A 14,586-nucleotide genomic window follows, 5' to 3' on the forward strand; every position below is an offset into this window, starting at 1 on the left:
TTCCTGTGACAAGCACAGGAATGAGGGCGGGCCTAAATCGACTGACGAAGCCTAAACCAGCTCCATCAACGCCAGCGCCGCCGCCTCGTCTGTTATCAGCGTATTGCAGCCGATCCGCTTGATCGTGGCGCGGATGGCGATGGCGCGGTGGGCGCCGCCGGAGGCCAGCACGATGTGTTTGGCCTTGCGCAGCGTATCGAGATCGATTGCCATGGCGCGCTGGTTGATCGGGTGATCGACCGAGCGACCTTCGGCATCGATGAAATTGAACATGGTGTCGCAGACGCAGCCGGCATCGATGAGTTCCTGCAGCGTCGCCTTGGAAATGAAACCCTCCGACAGCGAGGTCGAATGCGGCCCGATATCGCCGCAGGAGACGATGGCGAGATCGAGCGTTTCGGCGAGATCGTAAAGCGTCGCAAGCCCGCATTTTTCGATCAGCGCCCGTTTGGTCTCAACCGAATCCACCAGCAGCGGCGCAAGGAACATGTAACATTCCGCCCCGAGCGCGCTTGCCAGCCGCCAGGTGTAATCGAGCGGGTTGGTCTGGTGCACGGCGACGATACCGCCGAGCAGCGAGACGACCTTGCAATTTTCCCGGCGCGGCGGGCGGAAGCTGGAAAGCGAGGCGGTCATGGTGCGGCCCCAGCCGACGCCGATGGTGGCCTCGTTCGGCACCGCTTCGGAGAGGAATTGCCCGAGCGCCAGCCCGACCGCCTTGGCCGTGCCTTCGGCATTCGTCTTATCCGGGGATGGGCCGGGGGAAGGGATGATCACCGCCTCGTCCAGCCCATAAGCCGCCTCCAGCCGGCCGGCCAGCTCGACGAAGTCCTCGATGCCTTCGTTGATCCATATCTGTACTTCGGAGCGTTTCATCGCCTCGTCCAGCAGGCGGATGACGGTGGAGCGGCTGATGCCGAGTTTTTCTGCGACGTCTTTCTGCGTCATGCCCTGATTATAATAGAGCCATGCGGCGCGCAGCCGCAGAGACGCCGCTTCCGAATAGGCCGTATGGGTTTCTCTTCTCAGTTTCGCCACGGTTTCCGCCATTCTTTATTAGCGGCCGAGTATCGCAGGCGTGAAACTTATGTCAATTGCGATGCGCAAATGTCTTGACTTTCGACCTTGCCGCTTGCGATAGTCGGAGCCGGACAAACCGCGATTTCGGCCTTGGGCGCACCCTTGGTGCGGGAACGAAATGACGGCAGAGCAAGTTTTCAAGAGATCATGAAGGATCATTCGATATGACGTCCAAACTCGAACAACTTCGCGCCATCACCACGGTCGTTGCCGATACCGGCGATATCGAGGCGGTTGCGCGCCTGAAGCCGGTGGATTGCACCACCAACCCCACCATCGTTCTGAAGGCGCTCGGCACACCGGCCTTTGCCGATGCGGTGAAGGAAGCCGTCGCCTGGGGCAAGAAGCAGGGCGGCCAGTCCGACGCCGTCGTCGCTGCCGTTGCCGACCGTCTTGCCATTTCCGTCGGTGCGGCCCTTGCCGGCCTCGTTCCCGGCCGTGTGTCGACCGAAGTCGATGCCGACCTCTCCTTCGATACGCAAGCCTCCATCACCAAGGCGCGCCACATTATCGCCGCCTATAAGGAGCGCGGCATCGAGCGTGAACGCATCCTCATCAAGCTCGCCTCCACCTGGGAAGGCATCAAGGCTGCCGAAGTTCTCCAGTCCGAAGGCATCGACTGCAACCTGACCCTGCTCTTCTCTCAGGCCCAGGCGATTGCCTGCGCCGAAGCCAAGGTCTTCCTCATCTCGCCCTTCGTCGGCCGTATTCTCGACTGGTACAAGAAGTCCACCGGTGAGACCTACACCGCCGAAACCGATCCGGGCGTCGTTTCGGTGCGCAGCATCTACAATTACTACAAGGCCAATGGCATCAGCACCGTCGTCATGGGCGCCTCCTTCCGCAATGTCGGCGAAATCGAAGCGCTGGCCGGTTGCGACCGCCTGACGATCAGCCCGGCACTGCTGGAAGAGCTGGACAAGGACAGCGGCAAGCTGGAGCGCAAGCTTTCGCCCGACAATATCAAGGCAGAGCCGCTGCAGTCGCTCGACGAAAAGGCATTCCGCTGGGCGCTCAACGAAGATGCGATGGCCACCGAGAAGCTCTCGGAAGGCATCCGCCTCTTCGCCAAGGATCTGGTGACGCTGCGCGAAATGGTCCGCAAGGAACTGACGCTGGCTGCGGCCTGATACAAAAAGGGGGAACCATCCACGTTCCCCCACGTTTAAGAGATATAAATCTCCAGTCACTCAAAACGCGATCGGGTCCCTGCCGGTCGCGTTTTTTTGTGCGTTTCAGGAATTTCCGTTTCCCGTCGCCACTTCGGAAATCCGTTTTGCCGCCTCGCGGATCAGGGCTTCACAGGTCTCGCGTGTCGGGGCCTTGCCGCCGAGCGGCGTGATATAGGGGCAGGTGATGACGGCAAGCGCCGTACCGTCCAGCGTCAGCACCGGGGCGGAAATATTGCGTACGCCGGCGGTCTGAAGGCTGTCCATGGATTCGAAACCGTTTTTGCGCACCTCCGCCAGCCGCCCGGCAAGGTCCGGCGGCACGGTTTCGCCGCCGCCGCGCACCTGTTCGGTTATCATGATCTGGCGCTGCGCTTCCGTCTGGAAGGCCAGAAGCACATGGCCGGAGCCGGTGTGGAACAGGCTCATCTGCGCGCCGACCCGCATGGACATGGCCCAATAGGTGGATGATTCCTGCTGGGCGATGACGACGACGCTGCCGCGATCATAAACCGCCAGATGACAGGCCTGCTCGGCGCTTGCCGAAAAATCGCGCATGACCGGTGCGGCGAAAGAAACCAGCCGGCGGATCGGCGCGTGGAAATGCGCCAGCCCGAACATCTTCAGCGTCAATGAGAAGCGGTCGCCGTCAAGCCGCTGCACATAGCCGCGGCGCACCAGCCGGTCCAGCATGCGATAAAGCTCGTTCGGGCTTTTGCCGATAGACTTGGCGATCTCGATCTGCGTCAGCCCGCCATCGGTGCGGGCCAGAAGTTCGAGAATGTCCAGACCCTTGTCGAGGGCGGGAGCGCGATATCTTTCGCTGTCGTCGTCGGTCATCTGGCCTCGATAGTGTTTTGCGCGGTCGCCGGGTGGGCAGCCTGAAAATATGGTTGCCCGATAGCCGACATCGACGCAAGTTTGCTTGACGCCATATGAATACCGCGTTTACATATGAATTGTCGATCCATATTTGAGATCATCGAAATTCAGCGGTCCGGTCCCCGAAGGGCGGACGGGCCTTAGCGGGAGGCTATTCATGGTGCAGGATTTTAACGGCCGGACAGTGGTGATCACCGCCGCCGGTCAGGGTATCGGCCGGGCGGCGGCAGAGCGGTTCGTCTCGCTCGGCGCGCGCGTCATCGCCACCGATATCAATGAGCAGGCGCTTTCGACGCTGAAGGGTGCGGAAACCCGGGTTCTGAACGTGCTGGATGGCGATGGCGTCAAAGACTTCGCCGCCGATATCGGCCATGCGGACGTGCTGTTCAACTGCGCGGGTTTCGTTCATTCCGGCACCATCCTCGAATGCGAAGAAAAGGATTGGGATTTTTCCTTCGATCTCAACGCCAAGGCTATGTATCGCACCTGCCGCGCCTTCCTGCCCGGCATGCTGGAAAAGGGCAAGGGCGCAATCGTCAACATGTCCTCCGTCGCTTCCAGTGTGAAGGGCGTGCCGAACCGTTTCGCCTATACCGCCTCCAAGGCGGCCGTGGTGGGTCTGACCAAGGCGATTGCGGCCGATTTCGTCACCAGGGGCATTCGCTGCAACGCCATCTGCCCCGGCACGGTCGATAGCCCGTCCCTGCATGACCGCCTGCGCGCCACCGGCAATTACGAACAGGCGCTGGCCGATTTCATCGCCCGCCAACCGATGGGCCGTATCGCCACGCCGGAAGAAATCGCAGCGCTGGTTACCTATCTCGCTTCGGACGAGGCAGGTTTCACCACCGGCCAGATTCACGTCATTGATGGCGGCTGGACTGGCTGAATCTTTTTAAGGGAGAGAGGAGAGGCGACCGGCGTGAAAACCGGCCGCCTTTTTCGTTCAGACGACGGCGCTTCCGGCCATCAGTGCAAGCACGAGGAAGACCAGGAAGATCACCACGGCGATGAAGAACAGGATTCGGGCCACGCCCGCCGCGGCTGCCGAAATGCCGGTAAAGCCGAATACGCCCGCGATCAAAGAGATAACAAAGAAAATAAGAGCCCACTTCAGCATGGCGCTTCCCCTTTTGCATAATTTTCCCGAGCCCGCCGCCCCGCGACAGGCTCGGTAAAATGACGCGCAAAAGGCGAAAATGTTCCATACGCCCGCAAAAATCGTTGTTTTAGAGTGTTTTCGCTTTTCTTCGAATAGCGAAAACACTCTAACTCTTTGTTTTGGCGCATTTCCGGATGGAAAACCGGGCTCCACTTTTCCTGGAAAAGCTCTAGAAACCCGTTTCACGCGCCGCATCGATCCGGCGGGCATGCCAGATGGTGCGAATGAAGGTGGCGACGAAAGCAAGGCTCATGAACATGACGATGGTGGGAGCCGGCGCGCTGTCGATGAGGAAGCTCAGCCATATGCCTGCCAGCGATGAGGTTATCGCCACCGCAATGGCCACCAGCAGCATGGCGGAAAAACGCCGGGTCAGCAGGAAGGCGATTGCGCCCGGCGCGACCAGCATGGCGACCGAGAGGATGATGCCCACTGCCTTCAGCGCCCCGACGACGGTGAGCGACAGAACCATCAGCAGGCCATAATGCAGGATACGCACCGGCAGGCCGATGGCTTTCGCATGCTGCGCGTCGAAGGCGTTGACCAGCAGATCCTTGCGCAGAATGCCGAGAAACAGCGTGGCGAAAAGTGCGATCAGGCCCGTCTCCAGCATATCCGACGGCGCAATGCCCAGCATGTCGCCGAAGAGAATGTGGTCGAGATGCACATCGCTCTGCACCTTCACATAAAGCACCAGCCCCAGCCCGAACATGCCGGAAAAGACGATGCCGAGCACCGTGTCTTCCTTGATGCGGCTGTTTTCCTTGATGAAACCGGTGCCGAGCGCGCAGATCATGCCGGCGATGAAAGCGCCGATGGAAAGCGGGATGTTGACGATATAGGCCAGCACCACGCCGGGCAGCACGGCGTGGGAAACCGCATCGCCCATCAGCGACCAGCCCTTCAGCACCAGAAGACAGGAGAGCATCGCCATGGGAACCGCGATCATCAAAGTGATCACGAAGGCATATTGCATGAAGGGCAGCTGAAACGGCAGCATGGCGAGTTCGAGATATTCGCTCATGGCGTTTCCCCCAGCGCCTTGCGGGCCTTGGCCCTGGAGGCGAGAAGCCCGTGCTTGGGCGCAAAGACAAAAGCGGCAAGGAAGATCGCGGTCTGCAGCACAACGATGACGCCGCCGGTCGCGCCATCGAGAAAATAGCTGAGATAAGCGCCGACGAAGCTGGTGGCCGCGCCGATGATGAGGCTCATCAGGATCAGCCGCTCGAAACGGTCAGTCAAGAGATAGGCGGTGGCGCCGGGCGTCACCACCATGGCGACGACGAGGAATGCCCCGACGGTCTGAAGGGCGGCAACCGTGGAAGCGGCCAGCAGGGTGAAGAAGATCACCTTCAGCACTTCCGGCTTCAGCCCCACGGTGCGGGCGTGGTTCTCATCGAAGAACACCACCATGAAGTCACGCCATTTCAGTGCCAGCACGATGAGGCTGATGCCGCCGATCAGCGCGAGCTGGATGGTGTCTTCGGCGGTGATCGCCAGAATATTGCCGAGCACGATGGTCTGGATATTCACCGAGGTGGGCGAGAGCGACACCATGAACAGGCCAAGCCCGAAAAACGAGGTGAAGATCAGCCCGATGATCGCGTCTTCCTTCAGCCGCGTCTTCTGGTTCAGGAACAGCATGGAACCGGCCGCAAGCCCGCCAGAAAGGAACGCGCCGAGCGAAAAGGGCAGGCCCAGCATATAGGCGCCCGCCACACCCGGAACGATGGCATGGGAAAGCGCATCGCCGATCAGCGACCAGCCCTTCAGCATCAGATAGGCCGAGAGAAAACCGCAGACGCCGCCCACCAGTGCGCTGACCCAGATGGCGTTCAGCATATAACCGTAAGTGAAGGGCTCAAGAAGGCTGTTTATCATCGACTTTTTCTTTCGGAGCCTCAGGATCGCGCCCGTTCTGGCCATTCTTGCCGTAAATCACGAAAGGTCGCTCGTCATCGGTAATGACCTTCACCCGGCGCGGATCGGCGTCGTTATGCAGGTCTGCCCCGCCAAGCACGAAGTGGCGCAGGCTGCCGCCGAAGGCTTTTTGCAGGTTCTCCTCGTTGAAGGTATCCGCCGTCTTGCCCGATGCCAGCACCGTGCCCTTGACGAAGACGGCGCGGTCACAGAATTCCGGCACGCTGCCGAGATTATGGGTGGAGACCAGCATGACCCGGCCCTCGTCGCGCAGCGCCTTCAAAAGTGCGACGATCTGCTCTTCCGTCGTCACGTCGACACCGGTGAAAGGCTCGTCCAGCAGGATGACCTGACCCTCCTGCGCCAGCGCGCGGGCCAGAAACACCCGCTTCTTCTGCCCGCCGGAGAGTTCGCCGATCTGGCGTTTGCGATAATCGAGCATGTTGACGCGTTTCAGCGCCTCTTCGACCATGTGATGGTCTCGTTTCGAGGGGATGCGCAGGAAATTCATGTGGCCGTAACGACCCATCATCACCACATCCTCCACCAGCACCGGAAAGCTCCAGTCCACTTCTTCGGCCTGCGGCACATAAGCGACGAGGTTTTTCCTGAGCGCTTCCTTCACCGGCAGGTCGAAGATCGAGACTGAACCGGCGGCCAGCGGCACGAAACCCATGATGGCCTTGAAAATCGTGGACTTGCCGGCGCCATTGACGCCGACAAGTGCAGTGATCGTTCCGCGGGGGATGGAAAAGCTGGCATTTCTTAATGCGGTGTGGCCGTTTCGATAGGTCACTGTCGCATTTTGAACCGTCAGGCCGCCGCCTGATTTTTTACTGCCCATTCTCATGAAGACAGCCCCTTGGCGATGGTTTCGCTGGTTACACGCAGGAGGTCCAGATAGGTCGGAACCGGGCCGTCCGCCTCGCTCAGCGAGTCCACATAGAGGATGCCGCCATAGGCCGCGCCGGTTTCCTTGGCCACCTGCTGGGCGGGATCGGCGGAAACCGTGCTTTCGCTGAATATGACGTGGATATTGTGCTCGCGCATGGCGTCGATCACGCCGCGCACCTGCTGCGGTGTGCCCTGGCTGTCGGCATTGACCGGCCACAGGAACAGTTCCTTCAGGCCGAAATCGCGGGCGAGATAAGAAAACGCGCCTTCGCTCGTTACCAACCAGCGCTTGTATTCAGGCAGAACGGAAAGCGTGTCGCGGATCGGCTGTACGGTGGCTCTGATCTTGTCCGAATAGGCCTTGGCATTGGCGGCATAGACATCGGCATGGGCGGGGTCGATCTCGGTCAGGCCCTTGCGGATATTTTCCACGTAGATCAAGGCGTTATCGGGGGACATCCAGGCGTGCGGATTGGGTTTGCCCTGATAGGCGCCGCCGCTGATCGCCATGGGTTCCACGCCTTCGCTCACCGTCACGCTTGGCACGCCGGAAAGATTGGCCAGGAACTTTTCGAACCACAATTCCAGATTGAGGCCATTGCGAAGCACCAGATCGGCCTTGCGGGCTTTGAGAATATCGCGCGGTGTCGGCTGGTAGTTGTGAATTTCAGCGCCCGGCTTGGTAATGCTTTCCACCTCGGCCGCATCGCCCGCCACATTGCGCGCCATGTCGGCGATGATGGTGAAGGTCGTCACGACGGTCGGTTTTTCCTGAGCGAGGGCGACGCCGGGAAGAAAAAGCGAAAAAGCGAAAATGGCGTGGCGGATTTTATGGAAGTTCACGGGGCTCACCAGATTTTGTTGCGATTAATTCGCAATACCATCTGTTATAAAATCACGCTTGTCAACGCTATTGCAAATCATTCGCAAATTAGCGCATTTCGCAAATGTCCGAAAATGGTGCGTTTTTGCCGGTGTTGCGCCGGCGGGATTAAACTTTTTTCAATGAGAAAGCGGCACTATCGCAAGGCTCGGACAGCGTGGTCCGGAGCTTGTCCCGCGTGTGTTCCTCATCCTTCGAGCCACGTTTTGGGGTGAGGGCGTAAGACGGGGTACTTGATGTCAGGATGTTGCGGGTGAAAGCTGTATTCGGACGAATGCGGTTTTCGCGCAAGCTCGTTATGATTGGAGGCGGGATCCTGCTTTTGGCGGGTGCGACCGGCTCTGCTGCCGTGTTTATCGGCAGCGAGCGGCTGCTCGGCCCATCCTATGCCTCCACCAACGGGCTTTCCTGCGACTCGGTCCAGACGGTCAATATCCGCAAGAACGGTTCCTTATGGATCCGCAAATTCATTCGCACCCAGGGCGGTGACGGCACAGAGCGGCTGAAGACTGCGCTTCGTGTCGCAAGGGCGGTTTACGACAAGCAGAAACCCGATCTGGTTCAGGTCTCCGTGCTCGACAAGAACGGTCCGCAGCTGCGCTCGGAAATGCGTGGCCGTGCCATTGCCGCACAGGTGGTTTTCATTCCCGATCCGGCAAAAATTCCCGAAGGCGCGGATGCCCATCGTTATTCGGCCTTTTATTACGATGGCGCCGCCAATGCCAGCGGCCAGTTTTACGGGTTGCGTATCGATCTGCCGCTGGAAGATGCGGAGGCGCTGGCGGCAGGCCTCAGCGATTCGGCCGATTGTGCGACCCCGGCTCTCGATGGCGGTTCTGAAGGCCATGAAGCAAAACCCGCGAAAAGTGCGACGGGACACGGCGAAACCAAAGATGACGGCGCGGGCGGCCACGGCGGCGCGCCGGCGGAAACCAGGGACGGCGGAGCGGCCCATGGCGAAACCCCATCTCCCGAAGCGCATGGCGAACCGGCTGCCGACGAACTTCTGACCTCGACGCCGGAAGCCGATGGCGGCAGCATCTTCAGCCTGTCCTATCTGAAATCGCTGATCTTCGGCAAAGGCTCGACAACCGCACAGGCGGCGGAAGAAAAGCCGGCCGCCGAAAATGCGCCGGCGGAAGAACCCGGTTCGGAGAAAAAGGCCGCGAGCCACTAAGCGGGCGAGGGCGGTTTCTCTCCCCGAATCCTTCCGGGGCTCGCATCTGACGTGTCAGATATCCGGCCCGATCCGCAGGCGGCCAGCCGGATTTGGAAATTTCTTCCGTTTGTTGACGATTGCCGGAGAGAAACTCTGCGACAGGGCGACAAAGGCGGCAATGCGGGCGATCAGCTTTTCCCGATCACCCTTTGTCACGGCTTCGTAACTCTCGATCTCGTCGATATAGCCCGTCAGCCAGTCTTGATATTTGCCTTCGTTCCACAGCCGCTCAGTCGCAAACACCGTGTCTTCCAGCCGATCATAGGCAACAAGCGTCCGTCGCCAGCGATGCTCGTCGAAATCCAGCGCGCCGTTGGCGAAGAGCGATCCGACCTCGAGGCCGTAGCTCATCAGCTTCGCAGAGCGTTCCGGCGGCATGGTGAGGTTCAGCCCGCCTTCCTCTTCGTTGAGGAAAACGCGGGCGATGCGTTCTCTCTGGCCCGGCATGGTGGCGAGCGACTGATCCTGCCAGTCTTTCGCCGAGCTGAGGATGCTGCCGAGAAAGCCGCTCATTTTTTCCATCTTGTGAACGGGCACGCCGATCCCTTCGCCCGCCGCCTGCGGGATCGTAACGCGCTTGCCGCTACTTGCGATGGATTTCGGCAATTCATCGAGGCTAAGCGCGAAAGTGGGGCGCGACGGAAGCAGGGCATCGAAAAGATGAATGGGGAAGTTGCTGCTGATGCCGCCATCGGAGAACCAGATTTTCGCCTTCATGACGGGCCGTGCTTTGCCGCCGAGACGCTGCACGATATCCAGCGTGCCGCGATCGTTGGTATAGGCCGGAATGGCCTTGAACAGCACCGGGAAGCTCAGGCTCATGCGCGTTGCGATGATGACCGGCAACTGGGCGGGCTCCGGAAAAGCCTTGAGTTCGGGAAAGGGGCCGCCCGGTGTTGCGATCTGCTTCAGCCAGTTCATCACGGCAACGGGAAAGAGCTGGCTCCATTCCGCCGGGTCGTAAGCCACCATGAGACTGGTGGTCGGAAGCGTGTGCGGCCGCCGCATCGACAGGTTCGTCGTGACCATCTTCAGGTTGATGACCGGCTTCTCCGGCTCCGCGCCGATGAGATCGCCGAAGGTCAGCGGTGGCGCGGTTGCGGCGTCGCTGCCGAAAGCGATGTCCTGGATCGATGCGTGAAGCCATTCCGTGAGGCCCGGAACCTCGGCATCGGAAACCGTTAGTCCCGAGCAGAAGCCGAAGCCGTCTCTTGGCAGCCGGTAGAAAACCAGCCACAGGATCTGGCCGAGGATGCCGGCCAGCATTCCCACCAATCCGCCGAGAACCGACCCGGCCCAACCGCCGCCCAGAACCCACAAGGCGCCGGCGCCGATGACAATGCCAGCTATGGCTGCCAGCGGAAAAGCCAGGAGCAAGCCCAAAACCTTGCCCGGCCAGCCGCCGGCCTGCGCCCACAGCAGGTAACGCATCAGCGGGCGAAAACGGCGCTGCGGCTGGAAAAGCCTGTCCAGAATGGTGGGTATCGTGTCGCAATGAGCCTGCAGGCGGGTGAAGCCATTCGGATCGTTTCTGACCGTGCGGGAATATTCCGCCGCTGCCGCAAAGGCGGCGGCAATCGCCCCGGCCGATGTGCCGCCTATCGAGCGGAAGCGATACCGGCGCGCCAGTTCCAGAACCGCATAGGGATAAACGACGCCGGAGGTGATGCCGCCTTTCATCACCACGTCGCATTCCTTTTCAGGTGCGGCGAACATATCGGGCTGGTATTTGGGAAGCTCATTCTCGGGCATGCGTATCTCCCCCGGCGGCTCCTGATCGAAAGCCGTCAAACACAATGCGAATGATGGAGAATGGGTATCACAAGTTGAGGCGATATCGCCAGTATATTCTACTGAAAGTTAAATAAACTTATGCGATCCGTTCGCTGAAAGCCGGGTAGTTACTTGCGAGCGTCTATCTATGGAGAGGAAAACCGACAGACAAGTGGGGCGAAACCTCGCCACACTCTCCGACGTCAAGAAAATACGCCCCTTCGCCACTAGCGAGAAAATCGGGGAGCGGGAGGCGGCCGCGAGGCCGCCCCTGGTTTCGTCCGATCAGTCCGCCTTGTTGCGGCGGGCCGGGAAGAGGATGACGTCGCGGATCGAGGGCGCGTTGGTCAGAAGCATGATCAGGCGGTCGACGCCGATGCCGAGGCCGCCGGCGGGCGGCATGCCCTGGTCGATGGCGTCGAGGAACTCGTCGTCCAGCTGCTTGTCCTTTTCGCCGCGGGCGTGCGCCTGTTCCAGTTGTTCCACCATGCGGCGGCGCTGTTCTTCCGGATCGTTGAGTTCGGAGAAGGCGTTGCCCACTTCCCAGGCGTTGCAATAGCTTTCGAAACGCTCGACGAGGCGCGGCTCACCCGGCACTTCCTTGGCGAAGGGCGAGATGTCCTTCGGGAAATGCGTGACGTGGCTCGGCTGGATCAGCGTGCCTTCCACCTTTTCTTCAAAGATGAAGGCAAGGCATTCGCCCCAGGTCCAGTCCTTCTCCACCGCAAAACCGGCGGCCTTGGCAGCGGCACGGGCTTCTTCGTCGGTCTTGATGGCAAGGAAGTCGATACCGGTCGCTTCCTTCACCGCATCAGGCATAGGCACGCGCTTGAACGGGCCCTTGAAGGAGATCGTCTGGCCCTGGAATTCAACTTCGGTCGTGCCGTGCAGGGCAATTGCCAGCGTCTCGAACAGCCGCTCCACGAGACCCATGATGTCTTCGTAGTCGGCATAGGCCCAGTAGCACTCCATCATGGTGAATTCAGGATTGTGCCGTGTGGAAACGCCTTCGTTGCGGAAGTTGCGGTTGATTTCGAAGACCTTGTCGGTGAGGCCCGAAACCAGCGTGCGCTTCAGGAACAGTTCCGGCGCGATGCGCAGATACATGTCCATCTTCAGCGTGTTGTGGAAGGTCTTGAACGGATCGGCCGTCGCGCCGCCATAGATGGTCTGCAGCATCGGCGTTTCCACTTCGAGGAAGCCTTCGGCCTCCATGAAGCGGCGGATGCCGGAGAGAATCTTCGAGCGCTGCAGGAAGCGCAGCTTGGATTCCTCGTTGGAGAGGATATCGAGATGGCGCTTGCGGTAACGCAGCTCGATGTCGGAGACGCCGTGCCACTTTTCGGGCATCGGCAGCAGCGACTTCGTCAGCATGGTGATTTCTTCGGCATTGATCGTCAGCTCGCCGCGCTTGGTGCGGCGCACCTTGCCGGTCACGCCGATGATGTCGCCGATATCGATCATCGGCAAAAGGTTGCGCGCCGCTTCCGGCGTCGTATCCTTGTGGGAGAAGATCTGCACCTTGCCCGAGGCGTCATGGATATCCATGAACATGCCGGAATTGCGCGAGGAATAAACGCGTCCGGCCACCGTCACCGTATCGCCGGTTTCGACGTCGGCTTCGATATCGGCGTATTTTTCCGCCAGCTCCGCATTGGTCAGCGTGCGGTGGAAATGCGCCGGATAGACATCGCCGATCTGCTCGCGCAGCAGCGCGAGTTTCTGGCGGCGCACTTCGGTGGCGTCGGAGGAGAGGGCGGTGGTTTCGGTCGTCTTGTCGTTCATCGTATTCGCCTTCAGAGGGCTTGTTCGTTGCAATTACCCTTTGCGCTCGGGGCTTACCCCCCTCTGCCCTGCCGGGCATCTCCCCCTCAAGGGGGGAGATCGACAAGCGGCGGGCACCTTGCCCATGGAACGAGCGGGTGCGGCACCTGATCTCCCCCCTTGAGGGGGAGATGCCCGGCAGGGCAGAGGGGGGTAAGCCCCAAGCAAAGGGGTATATTCAGTATGCCGGCGTCACCGCCAGCACATAACTATCAGCTTCCGCTGCCCACCATCGTGGCCACGACGGCAATCGCCATCTTCAAACGCTGGCGCACAACGGAGCGGCCGAGCAGCGCCATCGAGTCAAACAGCGGCAGCGAGCGCGAGGAACCGGACATGGCCACAAACAGCGGCGGCGTCACGACGCGCAGCTTCTTGCCCGTGCGTTCGGCGACATCGCGCAGTTCGGCCTCGATCGCTTCCACATTCCAGTCCGGCATCTTCTCGAGGTCGGCGGCAACGGTGGTGAGGATTTCGTGGATTTCCTCGGGTTTGCTCTTGAGACCCGCGAAGGAAGCCGGCGTCAGGCCGACATCGCTCGCCAGCAGGAAGCCGGCAAGGTTCGGCAATTCGCCGAGTCTGGAAATGCGGCTCTGGGCAAGCTTCAGGCCTTCGGTGAGGCGGGCATTTTCCATCGCCCATTCCAGCGTGCGGGCAATGAATTCTTCCGGCGACAGCTTCTCGCGCAGCCAGCGGCCGTTCAGCCAGTCCAGCTTCTGGATGTCGAAGATCGCGCCGGCCTTGGACAGTGCTTCCGGATCGAACTTCGCCGCCAGCTCGTCCATGGTCAGAAGTTCTTCGCCTTCGGCGATCTGGATGAAGAACAGGCCGAGGAAGTTCATCAGCGCTTCCGGCAGGTAACCGAGCGCGGAATAATAGGAGATCGAGGTCGGGTTCTTGCGCTTGGAAAGCTTCGACTTGTCGGCGTTGCGCATCAGCGAAAGATGCATGAACGTGGGCTGGTCCCAGCCGAAATAACGGTAAAGCAGAATGTGCTTGGGCACGGATGCCAGCCATTCTTCGCCGCGCGCCACATGGGTGATCTTCATCAGATGGTCGTCGATGACGTTGGCCATGTGATAGGTCGGCATGCCGTCGGCCTTGATCAGCACCTGCATATCGACCGAATCCCACGGGATCGAAACATCGCCATAAACGCCGTCATGGAAATCGCACGAGCCTTCGGTCGGGATTTTCATGCGCACGACGTTGGCTTCGCCGGCGGCGACGCGGGCGGTGACTTCCTCGGCCTTGAGGTTAAGGCAGTGGCCGTCATATTTCGGCGGCTTGCCGGCGGCGCGCTGCGCCTCGCGCATTTCTTCCAGCCGCTCGGGCGTGCAGAAACAGCGGAAGGCATGGCCTTTTTCCAGCAGCTCTTCGGCATAGGGCCAGTACATGGCCTTGCGTTCCGACTGGCGGTAGGGACCGTAAGGGCCGCCGACGTCCGGGCCTTCCGACCAGGTCAGCCCGGTCCAGCGCAGGGCTTCCAGCACTTTCTGCTCATATTCGAGGGTCGAGCGGGTGGCGTCGGTATCCTCGATGCGCAGGATGAACTCGCCGCCATGTTTCTTGGCGAAGAGATAGTTGAACAGCGCGATATAGGCGGTGCCGACATGCGGCTCGCCGGTGGGGGAAGGTGCGATGCGGACGCGAACGCCGGAAGTGGTCATGAAATTCACTCGTCGTGACGTGGCAGTGACATCGGGGCGGTTTCACCCGTCTGTCACGATGTTTTCGTTTGGATGCGGCAGGAAATCATGTTGGAAGACGCAATGAAAGC

The 14,586-nt window shown here is 60.4% G+C and carries 13 protein-coding genes; 3 read left to right on the plus strand and 10 right to left on the minus strand.

Features of this window, described 5'->3' with window-relative positions:
* Nucleotides 1–51 precede the first annotated feature (51 nt).
* Nucleotides 52–1,050 carry a sugar-binding transcriptional regulator gene (locus CFBP4996_RS23645; protein WP_080853581.1) on the minus strand — a complete coding sequence of 333 codons (999 nt, stop codon included), beginning with the start codon at nt 1,048–1,050 and terminating at the stop codon, nt 52–54.
* A gap of 194 nt (nt 1,051–1,244) precedes the next feature.
* On the opposite strand from CFBP4996_RS23645, the gene tal reads away from it, so the two are divergent.
* A complete protein-coding gene (tal, locus tag CFBP4996_RS23650) occupies nt 1,245–2,210 on the plus strand; it encodes a transaldolase (protein ID WP_003523123.1) in 966 nt (321 codons plus the stop codon).
* Between the two features lie 105 nt (nt 2,211–2,315).
* Here tal and CFBP4996_RS23655 read toward each other — a convergent pair whose 3' ends face one another.
* Nucleotides 2,316–3,089 (minus strand): IclR family transcriptional regulator, encoded by a 774-nt coding sequence (locus CFBP4996_RS23655; protein ID WP_080853580.1) that lies wholly within the window; start codon nt 3,087–3,089, stop codon nt 2,316–2,318.
* Between the two features lie 199 nt (nt 3,090–3,288).
* On the opposite strand from CFBP4996_RS23655, the gene CFBP4996_RS23660 reads away from it, so the two are divergent.
* Nucleotides 3,289–4,020, plus strand: coding sequence for an SDR family oxidoreductase (locus CFBP4996_RS23660; RefSeq protein WP_080820621.1), 732 nt, complete (start codon nt 3,289–3,291; stop codon nt 4,018–4,020).
* 57 nt (nt 4,021–4,077) lie between these two features.
* Here the strand turns inward: CFBP4996_RS23660 and CFBP4996_RS23665 are convergent, their stop codons facing one another.
* From CFBP4996_RS23665 to CFBP4996_RS23685, 5 genes are all read right to left on the minus strand, one after another.
* Nucleotides 4,078–4,251, minus strand: a complete 174-nt coding sequence (locus tag CFBP4996_RS23665; RefSeq protein WP_003499086.1) for a DUF1328 domain-containing protein — start codon at nt 4,249–4,251, stop codon at nt 4,078–4,080.
* Between the two features lie 211 nt (nt 4,252–4,462).
* Nucleotides 4,463–5,317, minus strand: coding sequence for a metal ABC transporter permease (locus CFBP4996_RS23670; RefSeq protein WP_080853579.1), 855 nt, complete (start codon nt 5,315–5,317; stop codon nt 4,463–4,465).
* Nucleotides 5,314–6,174 carry a metal ABC transporter permease gene (locus CFBP4996_RS23675; protein WP_035260059.1) on the minus strand — a complete coding sequence of 287 codons (861 nt, stop codon included), beginning with the start codon at nt 6,172–6,174 and terminating at the stop codon, nt 5,314–5,316. Before CFBP4996_RS23675 ends, CFBP4996_RS23670 begins: the two co-directional genes overlap by 4 nt.
* Nucleotides 6,155–7,063 (minus strand): manganese/iron ABC transporter ATP-binding protein, encoded by a 909-nt coding sequence (locus tag CFBP4996_RS23680; RefSeq protein WP_003523118.1) that lies wholly within the window; start codon nt 7,061–7,063, stop codon nt 6,155–6,157. Before CFBP4996_RS23680 ends, CFBP4996_RS23675 begins: the two co-directional genes overlap by 20 nt.
* Complete coding sequence (locus CFBP4996_RS23685; RefSeq protein ID WP_162936025.1) at nt 7,060–7,950, minus strand: metal ABC transporter substrate-binding protein; 891 nt, start codon at nt 7,948–7,950, stop codon at nt 7,060–7,062. Before CFBP4996_RS23685 ends, CFBP4996_RS23680 begins: the two co-directional genes overlap by 4 nt.
* 284 nt (nt 7,951–8,234) lie before the next feature.
* Between CFBP4996_RS23685 and CFBP4996_RS23690 the strand changes: the two genes are divergently transcribed.
* Complete coding sequence (locus CFBP4996_RS23690) at nt 8,235–9,167, plus strand: hypothetical protein (protein ID WP_233283610.1); 933 nt, start codon at nt 8,235–8,237, stop codon at nt 9,165–9,167.
* Between the two features lie 54 nt (nt 9,168–9,221).
* Here the strand turns inward: CFBP4996_RS23690 and CFBP4996_RS23695 are convergent, their stop codons facing one another.
* From CFBP4996_RS23695 to gltX, 3 genes are all read right to left on the minus strand, one after another.
* Entirely contained in the window at nt 9,222–10,961 is a 1,740-nt protein-coding gene (locus CFBP4996_RS23695; protein ID WP_080853577.1) for a patatin-like phospholipase family protein, read from the minus strand.
* 306 nt (nt 10,962–11,267) lie between these two features.
* On the minus strand, nt 11,268–12,767 hold the full coding sequence (lysS, locus tag CFBP4996_RS23700) for a lysine--tRNA ligase (RefSeq protein WP_059759522.1): 1,500 nt from the start codon (nt 12,765–12,767) through the stop codon (nt 11,268–11,270).
* A gap of 251 nt (nt 12,768–13,018) precedes the next feature.
* Entirely contained in the window at nt 13,019–14,476 is a 1,458-nt protein-coding gene (gltX, locus tag CFBP4996_RS23710) for a glutamate--tRNA ligase (RefSeq protein ID WP_080854793.1), read from the minus strand.
* Nucleotides 14,477–14,586 lie beyond the last annotated feature (110 nt).

Source organism: Agrobacterium leguminum (genome assembly GCF_005144435.2).
Lineage (GTDB): Bacteria > Pseudomonadota > Alphaproteobacteria > Rhizobiales > Rhizobiaceae > Agrobacterium > Agrobacterium leguminum.

Excerpts from the sequence above, each read along its gene's own strand:
- lysS (WP_059759522.1), bottom strand. The coding sequence starts at position 12,767 with ATGAACGACAAGACGACCGAAACCACCGCCCTCTCCTCCGACGCCACC.
- tal (WP_003523123.1), top strand. The coding sequence starts at position 1,245 with ATGACGTCCAAACTCGAACAACTTCGCGCCATCACCACGGTCGTTGCC.
- CFBP4996_RS23670 (WP_080853579.1), bottom strand. The coding sequence starts at position 5,317 with ATGAGCGAATATCTCGAACTCGCCATGCTGCCGTTTCAGCTGCCCTTC.
- CFBP4996_RS23675 (WP_035260059.1), bottom strand. The coding sequence starts at position 6,174 with ATGATAAACAGCCTTCTTGAGCCCTTCACTTACGGTTATATGCTGAAC.
- CFBP4996_RS23660 (WP_080820621.1), top strand. The coding sequence starts at position 3,289 with ATGGTGCAGGATTTTAACGGCCGGACAGTGGTGATCACCGCCGCCGGT.
- CFBP4996_RS23690 (WP_233283610.1), top strand. The coding sequence starts at position 8,235 with ATGTTGCGGGTGAAAGCTGTATTCGGACGAATGCGGTTTTCGCGCAAG.
- CFBP4996_RS23645 (WP_080853581.1), bottom strand. The coding sequence starts at position 1,050 with ATGGCGGAAACCGTGGCGAAACTGAGAAGAGAAACCCATACGGCCTAT.
- CFBP4996_RS23655 (WP_080853580.1), bottom strand. The coding sequence starts at position 3,089 with ATGACCGACGACGACAGCGAAAGATATCGCGCTCCCGCCCTCGACAAG.
- CFBP4996_RS23665 (WP_003499086.1), bottom strand. The coding sequence starts at position 4,251 with ATGCTGAAGTGGGCTCTTATTTTCTTTGTTATCTCTTTGATCGCGGGC.
- CFBP4996_RS23680 (WP_003523118.1), bottom strand. The coding sequence starts at position 7,063 with ATGAGAATGGGCAGTAAAAAATCAGGCGGCGGCCTGACGGTTCAAAAT.
- gltX (WP_080854793.1), bottom strand. The coding sequence starts at position 14,476 with ATGACCACTTCCGGCGTTCGCGTCCGCATCGCACCTTCCCCCACCGGC.
- CFBP4996_RS23695 (WP_080853577.1), bottom strand. The coding sequence starts at position 10,961 with ATGCCCGAGAATGAGCTTCCCAAATACCAGCCCGATATGTTCGCCGCA.